This window comes from Alkalimonas sp. (assembly GCF_020831925.1).
In the GTDB taxonomy this organism is placed as follows: Bacteria; Pseudomonadota; Gammaproteobacteria; order Enterobacterales; family Alteromonadaceae; genus Alkalimonas.
The window spans coordinates 12,733-35,897 of the sequence record NZ_JAFIFQ010000002.1; the positions used below are offsets into that span (position 1 = coordinate 12,733).

The window sequence follows — 23,165 nt, forward strand, 5'->3', positions numbered from 1 at the left end:
CGCTTCGATCACTTTTCTTTCAGCCTAGCTTGCCGCTGCCGATACTGGCGTGGTGTCAGGCCGTGATAGCGGCGAAAAGCGCGACCAAAGTTGGCCGGATCGGCATAACCCAACAAATAGGCTATTTGCTGCACCGCCAAATGGGTGCTCGTTAAATAATGACAGGCCATCCGTTGGCGCCAATCGTCCACTAACTGCTGATAACTGGTCTGCTCATCGGCCAACCGTCGGCGCAAGGTGCGACCGGACATAGCAAATTCATGCGCGACTTGTTCAATGCCCGGTAGGCGCCCTTTGGTGCGCGCCAACATCTGTTGCACCAAACCAGCTGTACTTTGTTGCTGCTGCCAGCGCTGTAATTCCTGCTCGCATTGGCTGGTCATCTGCGTTTTAAGCTGTGGATCCGCCCAGGGTGATGCAATCGCAAGGTCTTCCCGGTCGATAATAAGCCGGTGCATGGGCTGATCAAATGCAAGCGGACAAGGAAGAAATGCCTGATAGAGCGCACTGTAAGCCGGTTGAGGAAAGCCCAATTGCACTTGCAACAACCGGTATTGATGACCGGAGACAAAATCCAGTATGGCATGCAACGCCACCGCAAAAGCCTCCACCACAAACTGACGGACAGCACCAAGCGGCTGCGCTTCCGAGAGATTCAGATGCAATTGTTTTTTATGCAACTGCATGCTCAGGGTTACCAGCGGGCTGCGCACTACGGTGTACTGGCAGATAAGCTCAAGCGCTTCCTGCAAATTACGGCTGCTCATTGCTGCCAGCCCAAGCAACCCATGGGTGGTAATCGTCAGCTGACTCCCCAGATAAAGCCCTAATGCCGGCTCCTTACTCTGTTGGCAGCTGGACAAAATAATGGTTTGAAATTGTGGCCAACTGAGTGGCGCATCCGGCTGCTGAGCTGCATCTTCAGCCAGCCCGGCCTCAGCAAGCACCGCCACCGGGTCCCCCCCACGGCTTTGCACCAAATCCAGCAGATTGCGCAAGTAATGTCGGGGCAAGTGCACTTCATGGCTGTGGCTACTGATGGTCATGGCTTTGTTTGTCAATTGGCAGCTTCCTGTGTTCAGCTTAACCCAGCTTAGGTCATCCCACAGACTTTGTCCGCAAATAACCAGAAATTGGCTGCTAATGCCATGTTAACACCACCAGCAAGGGGCTATGCTGAGTTTAAGCGACAAGATAAGGCAACCACCATGTGGAAGTATCTGAAATTTTGTTTGTTTCATGCGCTGACTTTGCCTTTTTTCATTGGCGTCAGCCTGGGTGGTCTATGGATGGCACTGGGGCTGGGCTGCTTGCTGCTGGTGATTGTGGCCGGCGATGTGCTGGCCGGAGATGATAGAACCGAGCCGGACTATCATTATAGCTGGCTGCTAAACGGGCTCTTGTACAGCTCTTTGCCGTTGATCATGCTGCTGTTTTTCAGTTTGCTATGGAGTGTATCCAGCCAGGATCTGTTCGGCTATGGCCAATGGCTGCATCAATGGAGCGGCTACGATGCGCTGGCGGCCCGGGCTCAGAATCAGTGGTGGCATTATCTGGCACTCAGTGCCGGTGCCGCTTTGCTGATTGCCATGGTAGCTACCGTACCAGCACACGAATTAACCCACCGCACCTCCAACCGGCTTGCCATGCTGGTGGGCCGTTGGCTGCTGGCATTTAGTTGGGACAGCTCTTTTTCCATTGAACATGTGTATGGTCATCACCGTTATGTTGGCACTGCACGCGACCCTGCTACAGCACCACGTGGGCGCACAGTCTATGCTCATATTCTGTATGCGACTCTTGGTGGCAATATCAGCGCTTGGCAGATTGAACAAAAGCGCCTCGCCAGGCTAAAGCAGCCAGTGCTGAGTTACCATAATCGTTTCCTGCGTGGTGTCGCCATGTCGTTGTGTCTGTGCGTTCTGGCCTATGCTCTGGCTGGCTGGCAAGGCCTGTTGTTGTTCAGCCTGTGCGCTCTTTTGGCCAAGGCCACGCTTGAGGTGGTGAATTACATCGAACATTATGGGATTGAGCGGCCACTTAATCAGCCGGTTCAGCCCTACCACAGTTGGAACAGCACCAAACGCATCAGCAGCTGGGCCAGTTTTAACCTGACCCGTCACTCCCATCACCATGCCCGGGCGCAACTGCCTTTTTATCAATTAAAACCCTACCCGGATGCCCCAAATCTACCAACAGGTTACCTTGGCTCCATGCTGTTGGCGCTGATCCCACCGTTGTGGTTTCGTTTGATGACACCAAAACTGGCACAATGGGATCAGCAGTATGGCAGACACGGCGCTAGGCGCTGAACTCGCTTTTCGTTATGCTGTGGCTCCGACAATCGATACGAGTGTATTATGCAAACAGCCTTACCTTTTTCTCAGGCTTGTGAAAACAACAAGGGGCCCATTTTACAGATCCTGCGCAGTGCCTTTGCCAATCGCCAGCAGGTGTTGGAAATTGGCAGTGGCACCGGCCAGCATGCGGAACACTTTGCCCGTGAGCTACCCCACCTGCACTGGCAGTGCAGCGATCAGCCAGCTTACCTGCCAGAGCTGAACCTGCGGTTGCAGCTGGCAAAGCTACCAAATCTGCCAACAGCGCTAGCGCTGGATATCCGTGAAAATAGCTGGCCTTATGCCAAAGTGGATGCTGTCTTTAGTGCCAATACGCTGCACATTATGAGCTGGCCTGTGGTGCAGCAGTTGTTTGCCCGATTGGATGAGTTTTGCCGGCCCAGTGCCAGCCTTTGTATTTATGGTCCTTTTAATTACCAGGGGCAATTTACCAGTCCAAGCAATCAGGCCTTTGATCAAAGCTTAAGGCAGCGCGATCCGGCCATGGGGATCCGTGCGCAAGAGGCGGTGGTAAAACTGGCCGCTGAAGCCGGTTTTGCATTGGAGGCCGACCATGCCATGCCGGCTAACAACCGTTTGTTGCATTTTCAGCGTTAAGGCAAAGGCTCAGAGCTTGCCGGCTGGCGAAATGGTAAGCGCGCCTGGGCCTGACGCTGATACAGCGCCAACATATCTTCTTCGCCTTCAAAGTAGCGACCAATCGCGTCTTTAAGCGGGCTGTCACGGAAGTGATAACAACCATAACGCGTAACCGGCTCAAAACCGCGTTGCAGCTTGTGTTCGCCCTGAGCGCCGGCATCAAAGCGCTGCAAGCCCTGTTCAATGCAGTAGGCAATGCCAGCGTAATAACAGGCTTCAAAGTGCAGAAAATCCCACTCCGCTTCACAGCCCCAATAGCGGCCATAGAGGGTATCCGCTGAGCGGAAACACAAGGAAGCGGCTATGAGTTGTTGTTGATGGTAAGCGGCAAAAATCACCATGCTATCGGCCAGCTGCTGGCCCCATTGATGAAAGGTGGCTTCCGTCAGATAACCGGCATGGCCGGAACGTTTTAAATAGGTACGTTGATAAAAGCGATACAATTGCTGCCAAAGCATGGCATCGGCGTCGCAGCCATGCACCACAGTAAGATGAACACCAGCATCCTGCACTCGCTGACGCTCTTTGCGAATTTGTTTGCGCTTGCGTGAGCTTAAACTTGCCAGGAAATCATCAAAAAACGCGTAACCATAATTACGCCATTCAAACTGCACATCCCGCCGTGGCCAGTAGCCGGCAGCGGTTAAATGATCGCGTTGCCCACTATTCGGGTACAGGCACTGAATGCTGCTGAGCCGCTGCTTTTTCATACACTGCTGCAAGGCATCCAGCATCAACGCCATCAACTCTGCGTCCTCTTCGCCCGCTAAGATCCCAAAACGTGGCCCTTCGGCCGGGGTAAAAGGAATGGCCAGCACCAGCTTAGGAAAAAAGTCCAGGCCATAACGCTGGTAGGCCTCAACAATGGCCCAATCAAACAGGTATTCGCCGTAGGAGTGTTGCTTTAAATAAGCAGGTGCTGCCGCAATCAGCTGTTCGCCTTGCCAGATGGTCAGGTGATTAGCTTGCCAGCCAGTACCGGGCCCAACACTGCCACCGCTTTCTAGCGCCAGCAAAAAATCATAACGGGTAAAAGGGTAATCCGGAGCAAATAAAGCGTTCCAACTATCGGCAGGTACCGATTGCAGCGAGTCCATCCATTCAATGCGTCTACTGGCGGTCATTGGCTATCCTCTGCAAAGCCTGTAAACACTGGCTCAGCGGCCAGATCTAGCAGGTTATGCGTAACTATATTGCGCCCTATTTTTGCCATGGTGGCGCAGTCTGGCGTCCGGGTCAAGCAACAAAAAGCAGCGTCCACGGCACATCCGCTTTTGTCTATCGGTCTATGGAGCTGCTACACTAGCGCCAGAATAAATTCACCAGCCCACGCTGCCAGCTAAGAGCCATGATTGTTTATGTCTTTTTACTTTTACGATTTTGAAACCTGGGGCGCTGATCCCAAACGTGATCGCCCGGCGCAGTTTGCCGGTATTCGCACCGATGCCGAACTGAACATCATCGGCAAGCCGGATGTCTGGTATTGCCAGCTGGCTCCCGACTACCTGCCGCACCCACAAGCGGCGCTGATCACCGGCTTAACGCCACAGCTGTGCCAACAGCGCGGTCTGCCGGAAACTGAATTTATGGGGAAAATCCTTGAGCGTTTCAGTGAGCCAGATAGCTGCGTGCTGGGCTACAACAGCATTCGCTTTGATGATGAAGTGACCCGTCACAGCCTTTACCGTAATTTTTATGAGCCTTACGGTCGGGAGTGGCAACAAGGCAACAGCCGCTGGGACTTGCTGGATGTGGTACGGGCCTGTTATGCGCTGCGACCGGAAGGCATTGAATGGCCGCAAAAAGACGATGGCAGCCCCAGTTTTAAACTGGAAGATTTGGCCAGGGCCAATCAGCTGGCTCATGAGCAGGCGCACGATGCCTTATCCGATGTCTACGCCACTATTGCGCTGGCAAAGCTTATCCGTGATAAACAGCCGCGCATGTTTCAATTCTTATTTGAACATCGAAAAAAGCAGGCACTGAGCAAATACATCAACCTGGCCAACCAAACCCCTTTGGTGCATGTGTCCGGTAAATTCCCGGCCAACCAGGGCTGTGTCAGTTGGGTGGTACCGCTGGCTTTCCATCCCACCAACAAAAATGCGCTGATTGCCTGGAATCTGCTGGCCGATCCAACGCCTTTGCTGGAATTCGATAGCGACCAGCTCCGCGATAAGCTCTACACCAAAACCGCCGATTTAGCCGAAGGTGAAGAGCGGCTTGGCCTAAAACTGATTCATCTGAACAAGTGTCCGGTGCTCGCCCCCGCCAAAACCCTGTCGGAGCAACGGGCCGATGCCCTGGGCATTGACCGCAGCAAGTGCCGGGCGCACCTGAATCTGCTGCTGGCCAATCCACAGGTGCAGCAAAAAGCGCAGCAGGTATTTGCGGTAACGGAAGCATTCCCGGATGAAACCAACCCGGACTATCAACTTTATCAGGGCTTTTTAGCCGATGCTGATAAGCAAAAAATGGCAGAATTGCACCAGCTCAGTCCACAGCAGCTGGAGGTGCAAGCCCCGCTATTCAGTGATGACAGGCTGAACCAGATGTTGTTTCGCTACCGGGCCCGAAACTACCCTGCCAGCCTTAATGAGCAGGAAATGCTGCAATGGCAGCAGTACTGCGTGGATCGGTTAACCGATGGACTGGATGCACCACCACTGACACTGGAGGCTTTTCATCAGCAGCTGGAGTTGGCAGCACAACAGCACCAGCACGATGAACGGGCGATGCGGATTTTAAAAGCTTTGTATCACTATGCAGAACAGCTGTAGTCTGAAACTAGCCAAGACGTGAGGTCAAACAGGATGGCAGCGAAGTATTGCTTCGCTGCCCATAGCACTTACAATGGCTGATCTTTATCGGCCAGCTTGCGCAGGTTTTCGTGAATTTTAAACAGTACAATCAATAATTCACACCAAATTCGCACCCCAATGGCACCAAAAATCAAAATACCCAGGCCAGCAAAGAAACTGGTAGTAAACATAGTTCCAAGCCCACTCAAGGCAACCCCAAGCAATAGCAGCCAATAGACAAAGGTGATAATTTTGGGTGTTAGCATCGAATCAAAGAATAAAACCTGATTCATCGGTGATTCCTTCTGTTGTTATTTTTCAGGATGACTTTATCGCTTACTGCCGATAAAGTACTTACTAACAATATGACAACACAGATAAAAAGCAAGACCCTTGCATTCACTTTTACTGCACGTATACTAACACCTACTTGTCGGAGTGCCCTGCCGGTTGCCCATACAACCGAAAGAGCTGAGATCGCAATTGCGAGATCCGTGGAACCTGATTCAGGCTAATACCTGCGAAGGGAACAAGAAGTGCCAGGGCTGTCTGTTTCCCAGCCCGCACGACAAGAATGCATCTGCCACAGGCCAGATCATTTTTGTCTTCGTTCATCCACGCCAGACAAGCAACCTCAACCGATTACGGAACCAAGGAGCTTGCTATGTCAGAGCATCAACACCCCCTTTCCAAACGTGAACAAAGAGCCCGCGCCCAGGCCTACATCAGCCAACTGCAGGGTGAAACCTTTCCCAATTCAGTGCGTCGCTACTTGCAGGGCGAACGATCGGATATCAGGGTACCGGTGCGATCCATCCAGCTGCACCCCACCAAACACAAAGATGGCAGCTTAAGCGATAACCCGCCGCTCAATGTCTATGATACTTCCGGGCCTTATGGCGATCCGGCGCAGCAATTGGATGTGTTAAAAGGCCTGCCTAAGCTGCGGCTAGACTGGATCACTGCCCGAAACGATGTGGAAGCCTCCCCCGTTCCCCCTTTTCATGAAATCGCACTGGATGAGTGGCACACCGAATTTTCGCATCGGCCGCTGCGCGCCAAAGCCGGCAAAACAGTGACGCAATTGCACTATGCTCGTGCTGGTATCATTACACCGGAGATGGAATACATTGCGCTACGTGAAAATATGGGCCGCACAGAAAAAACGCAGGACGATGGCATGCGCCGGCACAGCGGCAACAGCTTTGGCGCCCGCACGCCCAATGTGATTACCGCCGAATTTGTCCGTCAGGAAGTCGCCGCCGGGCGCGCCATTATTCCCGCCAATATCAACCACCCGGAAGCCGAGCCCATGATCATTGGCCGCAATTTTAAGGTGAAGGTGAATGCCAATATCGGCAACTCCTCGGTTACCTCCAGTATTGAAGAAGAAGTGGAGAAGCTGGTCTGGGCCACCCGCTGGGGCGCCGACACCGTGATGGACTTATCCACTGGCCGCCGTATTCATCAAACCCGGGAGTGGATTTTACGCAACAGCCCGGTGCCGATTGGCACGGTGCCGATTTATCAGGCGCTGGAGAAAGTCAAAGGCGATGTCAGCCAGCTTAACTGGCAGGTGTTTAAAGAGACCTTGCTGGAGCAAGCTGAGCAAGGAGTGGATTACTTCACCATTCATGCCGGCGTGTTAAAAGAGTACGTTGCTCTGACCGCCAAGCGGGTGACCGGCATCGTCTCGCGTGGCGGCGCCATTATGGCGCAGTGGTGCCGGATTTATAACCAGCAAAGTTTTCTGTACGAGCATTTTGAAGCCATCTGTCAGCTGTGTGCCGCCTACGACATTTCGCTGTCGCTTGGTGATGGTCTGCGTCCGGGCAGTATTGCCGATGCCAACGATGAGGCCCAGTTCGCAGAGCTCAAGACTTTAGGCGAGCTGACCAAAATCGCCTGGCGCTACGATGTGCAGGTGATGATTGAGGGCCCGGGCCATGTGCCGATGCAGCTGATTGAGGAAAACATGACCGAGCAGCTTAAGCACTGTCATGAAGCGCCTTTTTATACCCTGGGCCCACTGACCACCGACATTGCGCCAGGTTACGATCATATTACCTCGGGCATTGGCGCCGCCATGATTGGCTGGTACGGCTGCGCCATGCTGTGCTACGTGACACCCAAAGAGCACCTGGGCTTGCCGAACAAAGAGGATGTGAAGCAAGGCCTGATAGCCTACACCATCGCTGCCCATGCCGCCGATCTGGCCAAGGGGCATCCGGCGGCACAGCTAAGGGATAATGCCCTGTCAAAAGCCCGCTACGAATTTCGCTGGGTCGATCAATACAACCTGGCGCTGGATCCTTTCACCGCCAAAGCCTACCACGATGAAACCCTGGGCCACGAAGGAGCCGATACGGAAGAGTTCTGCTCCATGTGCGGCCCTAAGTTCTGTTCGATGCGGCTGAATCAACAAATCGCTGAAGAGTCCGGTAGCCAGGCCAGCGCCACGGAGTTCGCAGATGCCGGCAGCTAATGACTCCTTAGCCAGCCAGAGGCTATCCGATGTGCTGGCACAGACCAAAGTACTGTCAAAAGTACCGGCAAAAGTAGCGGAAAAACCTCTGGTCTGGAGCATTGCCGCTTCCGACTCAGGTGGTGGTGCTGGCATCCAGGCAGATGTGCTGACCCTGCAGGATCTTGGCTGCCATGCCTGCACCGTACTCACAGCTATCACGGCGCAGAATTCGGTCCGGGTGCAAGCACTGGACCCGGTTTCGAATACGATGCTGCAGGCTCAGTTAGACGCTTTGAAAAACGATCTACCCGCCAGGGTGATTAAAATTGGTCTGTTGCCAACACCTGACAGCATCCTGCTGCTGGCCGGTTGGTTGCAGGACTACAAAGCGCAACACCGGTTGTTGGTGGTGGCCGATCCTGTGCTTGGCAGCAGCACGGGCCAGCACTGGCACAGTGAGGACTTACTGGATGCCTGGCGTGCTTTACTGCCGCAAATCGATGTGCTAACCCCGAACTTACCGGAGCTTGGCTTACTCAGCGGTCGGCCTAATCAAGCTATCGACGAGCAGGTTGCACTGCTGCAGGCCCTAGGGGTTTCGACGGTGCTGGTCAAAGGTGGCCATGCCAGCAAGTCTGCGGAGGTCACCGACGTGCTCTACCACCAGGATGCTATCATCGCATTCTCCGCCAGTCGGCTGCAAAGTCCCCATCAGCATGGTACCGGCTGTACCCTGGCCAGTGCTCTGGCTGCTTTTCTGGCTCATGGTTATCCGCTAGAAGATGCATTGGTGCTGGCACGGGCTTATGTACAGGCTGCGCTGCAGCAAGGCTACGCCACCGGGGCGGGCCCGGGCGCTCTGGCCCATCCCGGCTGGCCAACCAAGCCAAGCTACCTGCCACGCATTGAGAGTGCCAACTGGCCGACAGCGCCCATAGAGCCCTTTGCTGGTATCAGCCAGCCGTTGGCGGTGTACCCGGTTGTTGACTCCCTGGCCCTGCTGGAACAGCTGGTACCCGAGCAACCTGGCTGCATTCAGCTACGGATCAAACAAGGCAGTCTGGCTGAAATCAGCGAGCAGATTGCCGCTGCAGTCGCGCTGTGTCGCAAGCATCAGGTACGGCTCTTTATCAATGATCACTGGCAACTGGCGATTGAACATGGCGCTTACGGCGTGCATTTAGGCCAGCAAGATATAGAGCAGGCAGATTTGGCCGCGATCCAACGGGCCGGGCTTCGACTGGGCATTTCCAGCCACGGCCCTTATGAGCTGGTCAGAGCCTTGCAATTACGTCCTTCTTATATCGCGCTAGGTCATGTATTTGCCACCCAAACCAAGCAAATGCCGTCACAGCCGCAAGGTTTGCACAAGCTGGCGTTATCGGTCCCCTTGTGTGATGGCACGCCAACCGTCGCCATAGGCGGTATTGATCAGCACAGCTTTGCCAACGTCTGTGCCAGCAAAGTGCATGGCGTGGCCATGGTCAGTGCTATTACGCAGGCGGAGCAGCCATCAGAAAGCTTGCGCCGCTTTAAGCAGTTATGGGAGCAGCATTATGCGTATCACCGTTAATCAGCAACCACAGCAGGTTGCCGAGCCTTGCAGCTTGCAACAGCTGGTGGAACAACTGGCCCTGAACCCGAATGGGCTGGCACTGGCGGTGAATCAGACCGTGATTGCCAAGCGCGAATGGGCGAATACATTGCTTGCTCCTGAGGATCAGGTGGCAGCTTTTCAAATTGTAACCGGAGGCTAAGATGTTGACCCTGGATGGCGTACAGTTAAACAGTGCTTTGCTGCTAGGTACCGGAAAGTTTGCCAGCGCCGATCAATTAGTGGCCGCAGTACAAGCGTCAGGCACCGAGCTGGTAACCCTGGCGATGAAGCGACTGGATTTACAGCACCGGTCCGATGATATCCTGGCCCCGTTGCAACAGCTCGGTATCCGGCTACTGCCCAATACCTCTGGTGCCAAAACAGCAAGCGAGGCTGTGTTTGCGGCCGAGCTGGCACGGGAAGCGCTGGGCACCAACTGGCTAAAACTCGAAATCCACCCGGATCCGCGCTATTTGCTGCCAGACCCGATTGAAACCCTGCAAGCAGCACGGGAACTGGTAAAGCGTGATTTTGTGGTACTGCCCTATTGCCCGGCCGATCCGGTGCTGTGCAAGCGCTTAGAAGAAGCCGGTTGCGCCGCTGTGATGCCCCTAGGTGCGCCGATAGGCTCGAATCAGGGCCTGCAGACGCTGGCGATGCTGGAGATCATTATTGAGCAAGCCAGGGTGCCGGTGATTATCGACGCTGGTCTGGGTGCGCCGTCTCATGCCTGTCAGGCACTGGAACTGGGTGCCAGTGCTGTTTTGGTCAATACCGCCATTGCCAGTGCCGCTGATCCCGTTGCCATGGCTACTGGCTTTCGACTGGCGTGTGAGGCCGGCGTTTATGCCCGGCACAGCGGCCTGGCTACAAGGTGCACCCAGGCCCAGGCGTCCAGCCCTCTGACTCACTTTTTGGAGACCTTATGAAGGCCGGTTTCTTTGCACTTTGGCAACAGCAAAGCTGGGAACATCAGCTGCTACAAAGCCGCAGCTATACCCTGGCTCAGGCCAGGGAGGCACTTGGCAAAGCCCGTCTTAACCTGCAGGACTTTCAGGCACTGATATCGCCTGCTGCCGAACCACTGTTACCACAGCTGGCAGCCAAAGCCCAGCAACTAACCCGACAACGCTTTGGCTGCACCCAGCAACTGTTCGCTCCTCTGTATCTATCCAACCTCTGTGCCAATGAATGCAGTTACTGTGGTTTTTCGATGAGCCAAAAAGTGAAACGACGGGTACTGAACGCAGCAGAAGTTGAGATAGAATGCCTGGCACTGCGCAAATCCGGTATTGATCAGGTATTGATAGTCACCGGCGAGCATGAACGCAAAGTGGGCATGCCCTACTTTCGGCAGATGCTGCCACTCATTCGCCGTCACTTCAGCAGTCTGATGCTGGAGGTGCAACCACTCTCCGAAACCGATTATTGCGAACTGCGTAAGCTGGGCGTGGATGCCGTTATGGTGTATCAGGAAACCTATCAGCAAAACGCCTATCAGCGCTATCACTTAAAAGGCCAAAAAGCGGATATAGGCTGGCGGTTGGATTGCCCGGATCGCCTTGGCCGTGCCGGCATCGATAAAATAGGACTGGGCGTATTGTTTGGCCTGGCTGACTGGCGCACCGATGCCAGTTTTTTAGCCATGCATCTGTTGTACTTACAGCAACACTACTGGCAAAGCCGCTATTCCTTATCCGTACCTCGTATCCGCCCTTGCAGTGGTGGCATTGAGGTACCGTACCCACTGAGCGATAAACATCTGGTGCAGTTGATTTGTGCTTTTCGATTGCTCTCACCTAGTTTGGAAATCAGCTTATCCACCCGTGAGCGGGCTGAGCTGCGCGATCAACTGGTGCCCATCGCCATTACCAGCAGCAGTGCCGGTTCCAGCACCCGTCCTGGCGGCTATGCGGTCGATCCTGAAGCGCTGGAGCAATTTAGCATTGATGACAGCCGCTCTCCGGCGCTTTATAAGCAACGGTTGCAGCAACTGGGGTTGGCACCGGTTAGCAAAGACTGGGAGTCGTATCTGGGGCGCTAGCAGCGTATCCCTGTGCTGCTATGCTATGCTGAATGCAACCAAAAAAGCGCTAAAGGATCCCTATGAAGCTGACCGAAGTTAAACACCCGTTAATTCAACATAAAATGGGCCTGCTACGAGCGGCTACTATCAGCACCAAACAGTTTCGGGAGCTAGCCAGAGAAATCGGCAGCTTACTCACCTACGAAGCCACCACCGATTTACCGCTGGAAGAAACCAGTATTGAGGGCTGGTGTGGCACCATTCCGATCCGGCAAATTCAGGGTAAAAAAGTGACCGTAGTGCCCATTCTTCGAGCTGGTTTAGGCATGATGGATGGGGTGTTGGAGCACTTGCCCAGTGCCCGTATCAGTGTGGTTGGCATTTACCGCGATGAAGATAGCCTACAGCCTGTGCCCTACTTTCAAAAACTAGCACCCGACATCGATCAACGTCTTGCCATCGTAGTAGATCCGATGCTGGCCACCGGTGGTTCGATGATCGCCACCATTGATCTACTCAAACAACAGGGCTGTAAACAGATTAAAGCTTTGGTGCTGGTGGCAGCGCCAGAAGGCATTGCCGCCCTATCGGCCGCCCATCCGGATATTGAGCTTTTTACCGCCGCCATCGATGAGAAACTCAATGAACAGGGGTACATTCTGCCAGGCTTAGGAGATGCTGGCGATAAATTGTTTGGTACCAAGTAACGCTGCGTGCTGTAAGTTGCGTACTTTAAGTTGTTGCAACCACAGGTAAACTTGCCTAAAATAAAATAGAGCATTTACTCTAAAGAGGCTTCTTATGCAGGTGCATTCTTCCATGTCGGGCTGGTCCGCGATGCTGCTTATGATGTTGCCTATCAATTTGCAGGCGGTACCACTTAGTCTGGCTGATGCGGAACAACGATTGGCATCGAACCGAACCGTGCTGGCACAACAAGCCGATTTCGATGCCTGGCAAGCACAACAGCGCGCCTTAAATAGCCTGAACTTGCCACAGCTGAGTATCACCATTGCCGGTATTGCCTATGAAAAAGAAGTCACCTTTGATATTCCGGTGATCAATCAACCTGCTGAACTAGACGTCTTTCGCAGCGGCATTCGATCACAGCTTAATCTGCTGTGGCCGCTGTATACCGGGGGCCGTACGGATGCTGCTCAGCAACAAGCAGCTGCCAGAGTGACCGAGGCAGAGGCTGAACAACGACAGTTGCAGTTACAACTGTTAAAACGCTTGTTCGACTTGTATTTCTCCAACCAGATGATGCAACAGGTGGTGCAGGTTCGTCAGCAAGCCTTACAAACCCTGGATGCGCATCTGCATAAAGCCAAACGCTTTGAACAAGAAGGTCTGATCACCCAACTGAACCGGATGCAGGCCGAAGTTGCTCAGGCCGAAGCCCGGCGCGAGGCTGTTTTTGCCCAGCGTCAATTGAATGATGTGCGTGCCGCCCTGCAAAATCTATTGCAACTGGAGGAGCTAAGCTGCCTGAGCACCCCACTGCCTAAACCGGTGCCGCTGACCGAACCGGCCGACTGGTTTGTCAGCCAGGCTAAACGCCACAATCCAGTGTTTCAACAATTGCTGGCCAAAGACCAGCAATTGAAGCAACAGCTGCGCATTGAACAAGGCAAACGCCTGCCAGAGGTGTTTCTGATCGGCAGCTATGATTTAAATCGCTCCGCAACGCCACTGACAGAGCCCGACTGGAGTATTGGTTTGGGGTTACGCTATCACTTCACCACGCCAGTGGACCGCCGAGCCAGTGCCAGTGTGGTGCAAAGCCGCCAACAACAATTGGACCACAGTCGCCATCAGGCCGATGCCGATATCAAGCTGGCCGTCGAAAGCAGCTATCGTACCGTGCTGCTGCATCTGGAGCAATTTGAGCTGTTGCAGCAAGACTTGCAACTGGCCCGCGAACATTCCCGACTGCAGCAGCATGCTTTTGAACAAGGGATGGCAACCTCACTCGACGTGACCGATGCCCGCTTAAAGCAGGCCGCAGCTGAGGTGCAAGCGTTGCAAGCCGCTTTTCAATACAGCAGTGCTCTGGCGCAGTTAACCCAGCTCAGTGGTCAGCCAGAACTATTAGCCACCTGGCTGCCAACCTTATTGCAGCAACAAAGCTGCCCTGCTATCTGAGGGAACTCTATGTCACTAAAAAAAATTGCCGTTGCCATTGCCGCTGTCAGCTTGCTGCTGGCTTTGTTTTGGTGGCTTTGGCCCGCTCCGCAGCCAGAACTCTTGCATGGCGATGTTGAAGTTCGTGAAATTCGCCTGGCCAGTAAAATCCCTGGCCGTATCCTCAAGCTGCATGTGCAGGAAGGTGATCAGGTGCAGGCTGGTCAGTTACTGTTTGAATTGTATAGCCCCGAACTGAACGCCAAACTGGCACAAGCTGAAGCCGCTGAAGCTGCGACCAAAGCCTTACAGGATGAAGCCGAAGCCGGCCTGCGCAGTGAAGAAATTGAAATGGCGCGGCTCGACTGGCAACGTGCTTTGGTGCAGCAAAACCTGTATCAGTCCACCTTAAACCGTATGCGTAACCTGCATGAAGAAGGCTTGGTATCGCAGCAGCAACTGGAAGAAACACATGCCAAATGGCAGGCCGGCGTTGATCAAGCAAGTGCCGCTGAAGCACGCTACACCATGGCAGCCTCGGGTGCCCGTGAAGAGCAACTTCGGGCGGTACAGGCTCAAAACCGCCGGGCTGCGGCAGCCGTTGCAGAGGTGGAAGCCTACCGGCAGGAAACCCGGATGTTGGCTCCTGTAGCAGGTGAAGTGGCCAGTATTGTTATTCAACAAGGTGAGTTGGCACCAGCTGGCTACCCCATCATCACGCTGGTCGATCCGACTGATGTCTGGGTGGTGTTTAATATTCGCGAAGATAAACTCAACGCACTGGTGCCTGGTACCACCTTTGAAGCCAGGGTGCCGGCGCTGAACGAAACCCTGGACTTTCGGGTGAGCAAGCTCAATGCCCTGCCTTCTTTTGCCAGCTGGAAGCAGGTTCGCGGCACACCCGGTTATGATTTAAAAACCTTCCAGTTGGAAGCCAGGCCGATACAGCCTGAACAGAAGCTTCGAGCGGGCATGACCGTGATTCTGGCGTTGGAGGACTGATGTCGGCTTTTCGGCGCAGCCTGGCACGAGAGTTGGCCCATTTGCAACACGATAAGGGCGATCGCTTTTTGACCTTTTGGTTGATGCCAGCGCTTTGCCTGTTTGTCTGGTGGATCTTTTCCGCTGGCCAGCCCGAGCAATTGCCTGTAGCCGTATTGGATCAAGATCGCAGCACCCTGTCACGTCAACTGATCCGGCTGGTGGATGCCGCTCCCGGCGTGGCTGTCACGGTAAGCGCCGACGACAGCAAAGCGGCGGTCGACGCACTGCGACAGCGACAGGTGTATGGTCTGCTGATCCTACCTAAAGGTATGCAGGATGACGTCTACAATGGCCAACCTGCCGAGCTGGTGCTACAGCTCAATAGCCAGTACACCACCTATGCCTCTACACTCCAGCGCGGTATTCAACAAGCTGTCCTGACCGTCGGTGTAGCAATCAGTGCTGATCGTCTGCAGCGGCTTGGCATATTTGCCGATGCCAGTTTGGATACCGTGATGCCGGTCCAGGTCCTGGCAACGCCGTTATACAATGAAGGCCCTAATTACGAGGTCTTTTTGGCTGCTACCCTGATCCCGGCTTTATTTCAGATCCTGGCGATGGTGTTAACCGTTTCGGCCATTGGCCGGGAGCTTAGAGACGGCAGTGCACAAGGCTGGCTGGATACTGCCAATGGCTCTGTAGCCATCGCACTGTGCAGCAAGCTACTGCTTTATTTGACGATGCTTTGCTTTTATGGTGCCGGCTATGTCTGGTTTTTCCAGCAACTGGTCCCCCATAGCTATACCGGCTCACCACTGAGTATCTGGCTCAGTTTTGTACTGATGAATGCTGCCGCCATGGCCATTGGCGTGCTGCTGATAGCACTGACCCGCAACTTTCGGATGGCACTTAGCCTGGCAGGCTTTTACAGTGCGCCAGCTTTTGCTTACTCCGGCCAGGCGTTTCCACTGGTCGCCATGCCAGAGCTGGCCCAATACTGGGCCAGTATTTTACCTTTGACGCATTGGTTAAAGATTTACAACCAGCAATGGTTGGCAGCTGCCCCTTTCGCTGCGGCAACTCATCCTTGGCTTATCCTGCTGATGATCCTGCTTTTGGGCAGCCTGATTGGCTTTTTGCTACTGAAACGCTCTGGCTTCAAACCTGAAAACTGGGGAGCGCGCTAATGAGCATCTGGCAACACAGCCTGCACACCTGGCGATTGATTTTTCAAGACAAAGGCGCCATCCTGCTGCTGTTCGTCGCCGGCCTGATTTACTCTTTCTTCTACCCTTTGCCTTACCATTACGAGCAAGTAGAGTCGGTACCCGCTATCCTGATTGATCAGGATCAGAGCAGCTCTTCACGCACACTGCAGCGCTTATTAGTAGCCGCTCCCAATCTGGAGCTTAGGCAAATCAGCAATGATCCAGCCGCGATCCAGGCGGCACTGTGGCAAGGCGATGTGATGGCTTTGATTATTATCCCACAAGGCTTCCATCAGGATGTTCTGGCAGGCCGTTCTGCTCAGGTGCAGGTAGCCAGTCATGGTGGCTATTTGCTGGCTGGTAGCAAAGCATTGATGAATGCCAGTGAAGCTGCCATGACCATGGGAGCCGCCATTCGTTTGCACAAGTTGCAAAGTTCAGGGTTTAGCCCAACCCAGGCCATGGACAGCTTGCAACCCTTGCAATTGCATAGCCGTGCCATGTTTAACCCCAAAGATGGCTATGGTCATTCGATTGTGCCAGCGGTGATGGTGCTGGTGATCCAACAAACACTGCTGATTGGCGTTACCTTGCTGCTTGGTCGCCAAGCTGAGCTGAAACAACTGCCTGGCGGCTGGCGCGCATACAGTGGTATGTTGCTCACCTTTAGCAGTATTGGCTTGTTGAACTCCTTGTATTTTTTCCTGGTTGCGCTGCGCCTGCAGCAATACGCCCAGCTGGGGGCCTTACTGCATTTAGTAGTATTCTGCCTGTTGTTCTCGCTCTGCATTGCCGCTTTCGCCCTGTTGCTTGGCCGACTGTTTCAAAGCCGTGAGCGTGGCCTGCAACTGCTGTTGGTCAGCGCTGTGCCTATGCTATTTATCTCAGGCTACAGCTGGCCAGCAGAGTCACTGCCAACAGCGCTTTATTATCTGCGTTGGCTGCTGCCTTCTACCGCTGGTATCCATGGCTTTGTTGGTATCAATCAGCTTGGTGCCAACTTAAGCGATGTTTTACCCGAAGTAATGGCACTTACTGGCTTAAGTATCGTGTTGATTAGCTGCGGCTTATGGCTGTATCGCAGCAGCGGCAAACAACAACCTTAAAGCGGCAGCCTCTTGCCGTTCTGGCTAGCCTTCACATTTCTCGTGTCATGGGTACTGGTTATTCACCACCTAAAGGCACAGCTCAACAGTCTGGCGCATCCTTTGCATAACCTTTGATTCACATGCAGTCATCATTCCTTTTTAACCAGTACAAGGAGCAGCTACCATGCTGATAGCCCCCTACACAGGCAGTACCGAGTACCAGACACTGAAACAACGTCTGCACGAAGGCAAAGCCGATTTGCATCCTTTACCTGTAATTCAGCCTGATAAAGGCATCAAGCCAGATATTCAACCACAGCCGGTACCCGATCTGAGACCAACACCGATACCTGACCCCGATCGGGTCACGCTCAGCCAACCAGCTGAAAAAACGGCCGCTTTAAGCCTGACCTACCGACCAGATGGCAGAGTAGCAGAAGAAAGCAGCGTGCAAGTGGATTACCTTAGCCAGATGATGCAGGCGATGACCGACGCCCGTGTTGGCTTTGATCGGGAAAAGTACGAAGCACTGCAAGAGAAAATCGATGAAATCCTCGCTAAGGATGATCTCACGGATGCAGACCGTGCCCAGATAGAAGCGCTCGAGCAGGAACAGAGCCGGTTATTTGAAGTAGCTGCCAAGCGAATGGCTGAACAAACCGCCAATAAGGAAAAAGTCTGAGGCTGACTTGCGGCAAGCAGCAAAAACTGGCATCTTGCCGCCATCCTCGTTGTAACCGGAACCATACTAGTGGAACTTATCCCCTGGTCTTTTCATACTCACTACGGCTTTACCTTGCGCGGCTACTACAGTGCACCACGAGGAAAGCCAGTGCTGCATGTATTGCATGGCAATGGCTTTTGCAGCCGGATGTACCAGCCGATGCTGCAGCAGCTGGCGAAAGATTATGATTTGTTTTTATCCGATGCCCAGGGCCATGGTGACAGTGATCATGGTGGTGCTTTCATTGGCTGGAACGAGAGCGCTGAACTGGCACGCCAGGCCTGGCTGGCCCACCGGCACCAGTATCCGGATGTGCCTCATATCGGCTTGGGTCACAGCTTTGGTGGCGTGTTAACAGCCCTGAACAATGCCAGTCATCCGGAGCTCTTTCACCAGGTGATTTTACTCGATCCGGTGTTGTTTACCCCCAGTATGTTGGCCAGTATGAAAGCCCTGAGCATGGTACGGTTGTATAAACGCAATCCTTATGCCCGCGCCGCCTTAAAGCGCCGCCAGCATTGGCCGGACAAAGACAGTGCTCAGCACTACCTAAAGCAACGTGCCTTGTTTCGTAACTGGCAACCAGAAGCTTTGGCGGCCTATATAGAGCATGCACTCAAACCAAGCGAACAGGGCGTTAGTTTAAAATGTCAACCAGAGCGCGAAGCCGAAATTTTTGGCTCGTTCCCACGCGATCTATGGCCCCAGCTAGCAAAGCCCTGTGCCCCCACACTGGTACTCTATGGTGACAACAGCTACCCCTTTGTTGCCAAAGCACTAAAGAAATGGCAAGGCCTCAACCCGGCCATTGAGCTTCAGCAACTGCCCGGTGGTCATTGCTTTATGCAAGAAGCGCCTGAAATGACAGCCAATGCCATTCAATCGAAACTTACCTCGATCCGAAACGTCTGAAACAGGTATAATTGTTGGCATCTGTTCAATGGGAGCAAATCAGAGTCATGATAAAAACACGTATTGCCCTTTGTGTGCTGGCAAGCCTGCTGGTTTCTGCCTGTACCACCAAGCCGGAAGTCAGTAGCAGCGAGCGCCTGCCTGCAACCATAGTACCGGTTGAAACCCTGGTGGTGGAAGAGGTACCAGACAGTGAAGTTACTCAGGCACTTGCTACCGATTTTGAGATGATTTTCATCGATCAGGACATGAGCTTTATCGGTACCCTGCCTTGTGCTGATTGTCCCGGCATCGCCTTTCATCTGAATTTGTTTCGTGATGGTCGTTTTGAAATTCGCCAGGAATACTTGGAACGCAACGATATTCTGCTGGTAAAAGGCACCTGGTTGCTGGAGCAACGTACCCTGCACCTGATGAACCAGCAGCACACCTTGCCTACCTTTCAGTTTGTCAGCAATCACCGTCTGACCATGCTCGATATGGCCGGTAAGCCTATTGTCTCTAGCCTGAACTATCATCTGGATCGTGCCAGCCGCTTGCAAACCATCGATACCCGTCGCCCTATGCTGGGTTTGTACCGGGTGAATGGTGACAGTGCCAGTTTTACTCAGTGTGACTCAGGCGAGCGTTATCAGGTGGCGATGACCCAACACCATATGCCGATGCTGCGCAATTACCGCCAGGATCCGCAACTAAGCGGTAAAGCGGTAATAGCTACCCTGACAGGCCGGCTTGGCAATGGCAATGACAGTAGCACCCTCTTTATCGATCAGTTTGAGCAGTTCTGGCCTGGTGCGAGCTGTCCACAACGACATGCACCTACGGCAGTACAAGGTGTAGTATGGCGAGCCGAAAAAATTGCCGACCAATACGTGCCACAACATTTGAATGTGCGGGTTCTGTTCCGTGACAACGATACCCTTTATGGTTTTTCCGGCTGCAATAACTTTCATGCCAGTTATCGCCAACGCGCCAATACCCTGCAAGTTAGCCCATTGGCTATGACTCGCAAGTTCTGTGAAGAAAGCAGCCGTATAGAAACTGCTTTTACCGAACGACTGCAAACTGCAGACAGGGCCGAAGTGAATGGCAATGCGCTGCAATTGTTTAAAGATAATCAAGTTATTATGCAACTGGTTCCCGCAGCAAATTAAGCGATACTGCCCTCCCTTCAGCAAAACGCCGGCAATTGCCGGCGTTTTTATCAGCGCGCTATCAAGCTATCCGTTTAGAGTTCGATAATGGGATAGCCTAACTCTTCAAGTTGTGGCAGCACTTTATCACGCTCTCCGACTACCACAATCACCATCTCTGCGGTATCCAGATACTGCTTTGCCAACTGATTGATACGCTCTTGGCTGATGCTTTCTACCAACCGATTGCGCTGTTCAGTAAACTCAGGGCCACTGTTAAACTCCAACATTTGTGCCATGAATCCAAGCTTGGCACTGGGTGTTTCGTAGCGTAATGCCTCAGACTGATTGATAGCATTGCGCATAAACTGCAGCTCTTCAGCAGTTATACCGGACGAGCGATAGTGATCAATCTCGAACATAAACTCACGGATTGCAGCCGCAGTCACATCGGAACGTACTGAAGCTGATGCCGTAAATAAACCTGAGAACTGATCACCCGAGAACCAGCTGCGGGCACCGTAGGTGTAGCCTTTGTCTTCGCGCAGATTCAGGTTGATCCGGCTGTTGAAGGCTCCCCCGAGTACAAAGTTCATCAAGGTTGCTTCGTAAAATTCACCAGTCAGATCACGTGGCAGAGCTGGCCGGCCAATGCGGATATCAGAGTGCGGTGAATTGTCTTTATGCATCAGATAGACGGTGGCTGTTTTGACCTCAGGGTGCTCCACTGTTAATTCAAGTGCAGCTCCTTCACCTTGCCAATGTGCCAGTAAGCCACTCAACACAGGGCTTAACTCAGGCTCGGACAGATCGGAAACGGCTATCAGCTTGCCACCTGCAGGCTTGAACTGCTGCTGATAATAAGCTTTGATATCCTCGACTGTCATGGCAGCGATGCTTTCCTGAGTACCGGTGCCAGCTAAGGCGGCAATGCTGTCGCCATACATCAATTGGCGATACGCATTATTGGCCAGGAAACTGCCATCTTTTAAGCTGTGTTCTAACCCTTGCAGAGCTTGCTGTTGCAACCGCTGAAAATCCTCCTCTTTAAAAGCCGGCCGCAGCAGAATTTCCTCTACCAACTCCAAAGTAGCCGCCAGGTTCGAGGTAAGGCTTGAAATAAAGACATTGATGTCCTGGTCGTTAGCACTGGCTCGTACGCTACTACCCAGTAGATCCAACGCCATACTGATCTCTTCAGCACTAAAGTTCTGTGTGCTTTCACGCAGCATAGAGGCAAGCATCGCTGCCAGTCCAGCTTGCTCCGGGCTATTGTAAAAATTACCAGCCGGTATTTTCAGCAATAAAGCTGTAGTTGGTGTCTCGTCATTTTCAGTCGCCAGCACGTCAATGCCATTGGCCAGTTGCATGCTCCAGGTTTCCGGAACACGAATGGCAGGATTTGCCCCCGCAACCGGCATCACACTGCGGTCAAAATTATCCACCGCCCGGCGCATCGGCAAATCTGCCAACTGACTTTCGCTGACATCCAGTTCAGGGTCAAAGATACGTGGGGTAAAATTGTCTTCGGCAGCAATTAAATGCAATTGACCGCGCGGCACCACACTCATAATGACTCCTGGCTGCTCCAGCACATATTGCTGATAAACCCGAAGTACATCTTCTTCTGTAATGGCCTGATAGCTTGCCAAAATATCAGCAATACGATCCGGCTGATTGAAAAAGGTTTGGTTGTAAGCCAACTGACTGACTTTGCCGGATACACTTTGCAAGCCAAAAATACTGCGAGCTTCAATCGCAGCTTTAGCACGGTTTAAATCGTTATCCAACACACCTCGCTGCTGAATATCCGCCAGGTTTTGCCGGATAATGGCTTCGATATCGGCCAGGTTCTTCCCTGCCGCAGGATGTGCCAATGCCATCATGGTAAATGTACAGGCCAGCTCCATGCAGCTATGTCCGGCACTCGCCTGTACAGCAATACTGGGGCGAACCAAGCTCTGATAGAGTAATGAGTTATTACCCGAACCAAGAATGTCAGCCAACACATTGAGTGCCGGGGCATCGGGATGACCAACATAGACGGTTGGAATGCTGATAAATAGCAAAGGAAGATGGACGTTGTCTTCCATCGAAATGTAGCGATTCTCCGATAGTCTGGCTGGCGATTTTTCCATAGCAGTTACTTCAGGTCCCCGTGGAATTGGGCCAAAGTATTTTTCCACCAACGGCAACACCTGCTCGGTGTCCACAGCGCCACCTATAGTGAGTACCGCATTATTAGGCCCATACCAGCGCAAAAAAAACTGTTTTAAATCCGCCATGGTGGTGCGATCAATGTCATCCATATGACCAATCACCGGCCAGGAATATGGGTGGCCGAAATCATACATAGCTTGAGATACCCGCTCCCACAGCCGGCCATAAGGGCGATTATCCACCATCTGACCACGCTCATTTTTTACCGTGGCCTGCTGCACATCAAACTGCTCCTGTGTGACTGCATCGAGGAAAAAGCCCATCCGATCAGCTTCTAACCAGAGCATTTTTTCCAACTGATTCACCGGCACTGTCTGAAAGTAATTGGTGCGATCTGCATTGGTAGTGCCGTTTAAAGTACCACCGGCCTCGGTCACAATTTTAAAGTGCTCTTCATCTGCTACGTTTTCAGAGCCTTGAAACATCATGTGCTCAAAAAAGTGAGCGAAACCGGATTTACCCAGCTCTTCCCGGGCTGAACCGACATGGTAGGTGACATCAACATGGACCAGTGGGTCCGAGTGGTCTTCGTGAATGATGACGGTCAGACCATTTGCAAGTTCAAATTTCTGATAAGGGATAGCCACCACATCATCAGCAGGTTGATGCTGTTCTAGCAGTATGATTCCACCGGGGAGTGAGCTACTGTATTGGTGCGCGCAGGCGGCCACTCCAATCGCACATAAAGCGGTAAGTGTTAATTTGGATAGTTGCAAAGGAAGCTCCAGCTTGGATGTCATTTTCTTCACGATTTAATCACAAAGTGGTACTGCTGTTAAGGCAACAAGTTGTAACAAAGTATATCCCCTGGCAAAGCGGAATTCATTGCTCGTTCAGTTGCGAAGCACTATGCTGCTTTAAACTCTTGATGATTGGGCCATT

20 protein-coding genes and 1 riboswitch are annotated in these 23,165 nt (G+C 53.0%); of the genes, 16 read left to right on the forward strand and 4 right to left on the reverse strand.

Annotated elements, in window-relative coordinates; translation table 11 throughout:
• Window positions 1–8: 8 nt before the first annotated feature.
• Window positions 9–1,061: an AraC family transcriptional regulator gene (locus JJU14_RS00965; RefSeq protein ID WP_228610632.1), complete on the reverse strand. Its 1,053-nt coding sequence runs from the start codon at window positions 1,059–1,061 to the stop codon at window positions 9–11.
• Window positions 1,062–1,208: 147 nt separating this feature from the next.
• On the opposite strand from JJU14_RS00965, the gene JJU14_RS00970 reads away from it, so the two are divergent.
• Both JJU14_RS00970 and JJU14_RS00975 read left to right on the forward strand, forming a co-directional pair.
• Window positions 1,209–2,312: an alkane 1-monooxygenase gene (locus JJU14_RS00970; protein ID WP_228610634.1), complete on the forward strand. Its 1,104-nt coding sequence runs from the start codon at window positions 1,209–1,211 to the stop codon at window positions 2,310–2,312.
• Between the two features lie 48 nt (window positions 2,313–2,360).
• Window positions 2,361–2,957 (forward strand): DUF938 domain-containing protein, encoded by a 597-nt coding sequence (locus JJU14_RS00975; RefSeq protein ID WP_228610636.1) that lies wholly within the window; start codon window positions 2,361–2,363, stop codon window positions 2,955–2,957.
• Here JJU14_RS00975 and JJU14_RS00980 read toward each other — a convergent pair.
• A complete protein-coding gene (locus tag JJU14_RS00980; RefSeq protein WP_228610638.1) occupies window positions 2,954–4,123 on the reverse strand; it encodes a GNAT family N-acetyltransferase in 1,170 nt (389 codons plus the stop codon). The two genes, JJU14_RS00975 and JJU14_RS00980, sit on opposite strands and share 4 nt — an antisense overlap.
• Before the next feature lie 234 nt (window positions 4,124–4,357).
• Between JJU14_RS00980 and sbcB the strand changes: the two genes are divergently transcribed.
• Entirely contained in the window at window positions 4,358–5,779 is a 1,422-nt protein-coding gene (gene sbcB / locus JJU14_RS00985) for an exodeoxyribonuclease I (RefSeq protein ID WP_228610640.1), read from the forward strand.
• 68 nt (window positions 5,780–5,847) lie between these two features.
• Here the strand turns inward: sbcB and JJU14_RS00990 are convergent, their stop codons facing one another.
• The gene (locus JJU14_RS00990; protein WP_091341152.1) at window positions 5,848–6,093 is read right to left on the reverse strand and encodes a DUF4282 domain-containing protein; all 246 of its coding nucleotides are present in this window, start codon (window positions 6,091–6,093) and stop codon (window positions 5,848–5,850) included.
• 131 nt (window positions 6,094–6,224) lie between these two features.
• A riboswitch (TPP riboswitch) is annotated at window positions 6,225–6,346 on the forward strand.
• A gap of 118 nt (window positions 6,347–6,464) precedes the next feature.
• Between JJU14_RS00990 and thiC the strand changes: the two genes are divergently transcribed.
• The 13 genes from thiC (at window position 6,465) to JJU14_RS01055 (ending at window position 20,084) form a co-directional block, all read left to right on the forward strand.
• Window positions 6,465–8,285: a phosphomethylpyrimidine synthase ThiC gene (gene thiC, locus JJU14_RS00995; RefSeq protein ID WP_228610642.1), complete on the forward strand. Its 1,821-nt coding sequence runs from the start codon at window positions 6,465–6,467 to the stop codon at window positions 8,283–8,285.
• Entirely contained in the window at window positions 8,272–9,840 is a 1,569-nt protein-coding gene (thiE, locus tag JJU14_RS01000) for a thiamine phosphate synthase (protein WP_228610644.1), read from the forward strand. Before thiC ends, thiE begins: the two co-directional genes overlap by 14 nt.
• Window positions 9,824–10,024, forward strand: coding sequence for a sulfur carrier protein ThiS (gene thiS / locus JJU14_RS01005; RefSeq protein WP_228610645.1), 201 nt, complete (start codon window positions 9,824–9,826; stop codon window positions 10,022–10,024). The genes thiE and thiS overlap by 17 nt, the downstream gene beginning before the upstream one ends.
• A gap of 1 nt (window position 10,025) precedes the next feature.
• Complete coding sequence (locus JJU14_RS01010) at window positions 10,026–10,793, forward strand: thiazole synthase (protein WP_228610647.1); 768 nt, start codon at window positions 10,026–10,028, stop codon at window positions 10,791–10,793.
• Window positions 10,790–11,908, forward strand: a complete 1,119-nt coding sequence (thiH, locus tag JJU14_RS01015) for a 2-iminoacetate synthase ThiH (protein ID WP_228610649.1) — start codon at window positions 10,790–10,792, stop codon at window positions 11,906–11,908. Before JJU14_RS01010 ends, thiH begins: the two co-directional genes overlap by 4 nt.
• Window positions 11,909–11,970: 62 nt before the next feature.
• On the forward strand, window positions 11,971–12,597 hold the full coding sequence (upp, locus tag JJU14_RS01020) for a uracil phosphoribosyltransferase (RefSeq protein WP_228610652.1): 627 nt from the start codon (window positions 11,971–11,973) through the stop codon (window positions 12,595–12,597).
• 112 nt (window positions 12,598–12,709) lie between these two features.
• Window positions 12,710–14,035, forward strand: coding sequence for a TolC family protein (locus tag JJU14_RS01025; RefSeq protein WP_228610654.1), 1,326 nt, complete (start codon window positions 12,710–12,712; stop codon window positions 14,033–14,035).
• A 9-nt stretch (window positions 14,036–14,044) separates the two neighbouring features.
• Window positions 14,045–15,016, forward strand: a complete 972-nt coding sequence (locus tag JJU14_RS01030) for an efflux RND transporter periplasmic adaptor subunit (RefSeq protein ID WP_228610655.1) — start codon at window positions 14,045–14,047, stop codon at window positions 15,014–15,016.
• Window positions 15,016–16,185, forward strand: coding sequence for an ABC transporter permease (locus JJU14_RS01035; RefSeq protein WP_228610658.1), 1,170 nt, complete (start codon window positions 15,016–15,018; stop codon window positions 16,183–16,185). Before JJU14_RS01030 ends, JJU14_RS01035 begins: the two co-directional genes overlap by 1 nt.
• The gene (locus JJU14_RS01040; protein ID WP_228610659.1) at window positions 16,185–17,312 is read left to right on the forward strand and encodes an ABC transporter permease; all 1,128 of its coding nucleotides are present in this window, start codon (window positions 16,185–16,187) and stop codon (window positions 17,310–17,312) included. The genes JJU14_RS01035 and JJU14_RS01040 overlap by 1 nt, the downstream gene beginning before the upstream one ends.
• 166 nt (window positions 17,313–17,478) lie before the next feature.
• Window positions 17,479–17,976: a hypothetical protein gene (locus JJU14_RS01045; RefSeq protein WP_228610661.1), complete on the forward strand. Its 498-nt coding sequence runs from the start codon at window positions 17,479–17,481 to the stop codon at window positions 17,974–17,976.
• Between the two features lie 69 nt (window positions 17,977–18,045).
• A complete protein-coding gene (locus JJU14_RS01050; RefSeq protein WP_228610663.1) occupies window positions 18,046–18,930 on the forward strand; it encodes an alpha/beta fold hydrolase in 885 nt (294 codons plus the stop codon).
• A gap of 47 nt (window positions 18,931–18,977) precedes the next feature.
• Complete coding sequence (locus JJU14_RS01055; protein ID WP_228610665.1) at window positions 18,978–20,084, forward strand: META domain-containing protein; 1,107 nt, start codon at window positions 18,978–18,980, stop codon at window positions 20,082–20,084.
• A gap of 74 nt (window positions 20,085–20,158) precedes the next feature.
• Here JJU14_RS01055 and JJU14_RS01060 read toward each other — a convergent pair whose 3' ends face one another.
• Window positions 20,159–22,999: a pitrilysin family protein gene (locus tag JJU14_RS01060; RefSeq protein ID WP_228610667.1), complete on the reverse strand. Its 2,841-nt coding sequence runs from the start codon at window positions 22,997–22,999 to the stop codon at window positions 20,159–20,161.
• Window positions 23,000–23,165: the final 166 nt, after the last annotated feature.

Excerpts from the sequence above, each read along its gene's own strand:
- JJU14_RS00970 (WP_228610634.1), top strand. The coding sequence starts at position 1,209 with ATGTGGAAGTATCTGAAATTTTGTTTGTTTCATGCGCTGACTTTGCCT.
- JJU14_RS00975 (WP_228610636.1), top strand. The coding sequence starts at position 2,361 with ATGCAAACAGCCTTACCTTTTTCTCAGGCTTGTGAAAACAACAAGGGG.
- JJU14_RS00980 (WP_228610638.1), bottom strand. The coding sequence starts at position 4,123 with ATGACCGCCAGTAGACGCATTGAATGGATGGACTCGCTGCAATCGGTA.
- sbcB (WP_228610640.1), top strand. The coding sequence starts at position 4,358 with ATGTCTTTTTACTTTTACGATTTTGAAACCTGGGGCGCTGATCCCAAA.
- JJU14_RS00990 (WP_091341152.1), bottom strand. The coding sequence starts at position 6,093 with ATGAATCAGGTTTTATTCTTTGATTCGATGCTAACACCCAAAATTATC.
- thiC (WP_228610642.1), top strand. The coding sequence starts at position 6,465 with ATGTCAGAGCATCAACACCCCCTTTCCAAACGTGAACAAAGAGCCCGC.
- thiE (WP_228610644.1), top strand. The coding sequence starts at position 8,272 with ATGCCGGCAGCTAATGACTCCTTAGCCAGCCAGAGGCTATCCGATGTG.
- thiS (WP_228610645.1), top strand. The coding sequence starts at position 9,824 with ATGCGTATCACCGTTAATCAGCAACCACAGCAGGTTGCCGAGCCTTGC.
- JJU14_RS01010 (WP_228610647.1), top strand. The coding sequence starts at position 10,026 with ATGTTGACCCTGGATGGCGTACAGTTAAACAGTGCTTTGCTGCTAGGT.
- thiH (WP_228610649.1), top strand. The coding sequence starts at position 10,790 with ATGAAGGCCGGTTTCTTTGCACTTTGGCAACAGCAAAGCTGGGAACAT.
- upp (WP_228610652.1), top strand. The coding sequence starts at position 11,971 with ATGAAGCTGACCGAAGTTAAACACCCGTTAATTCAACATAAAATGGGC.
- JJU14_RS01025 (WP_228610654.1), top strand. The coding sequence starts at position 12,710 with ATGTCGGGCTGGTCCGCGATGCTGCTTATGATGTTGCCTATCAATTTG.
- JJU14_RS01030 (WP_228610655.1), top strand. The coding sequence starts at position 14,045 with ATGTCACTAAAAAAAATTGCCGTTGCCATTGCCGCTGTCAGCTTGCTG.
- JJU14_RS01035 (WP_228610658.1), top strand. The coding sequence starts at position 15,016 with ATGTCGGCTTTTCGGCGCAGCCTGGCACGAGAGTTGGCCCATTTGCAA.
- JJU14_RS01040 (WP_228610659.1), top strand. The coding sequence starts at position 16,185 with ATGAGCATCTGGCAACACAGCCTGCACACCTGGCGATTGATTTTTCAA.
- JJU14_RS01045 (WP_228610661.1), top strand. The coding sequence starts at position 17,479 with ATGCTGATAGCCCCCTACACAGGCAGTACCGAGTACCAGACACTGAAA.
- JJU14_RS01055 (WP_228610665.1), top strand. The coding sequence starts at position 18,978 with ATGATAAAAACACGTATTGCCCTTTGTGTGCTGGCAAGCCTGCTGGTT.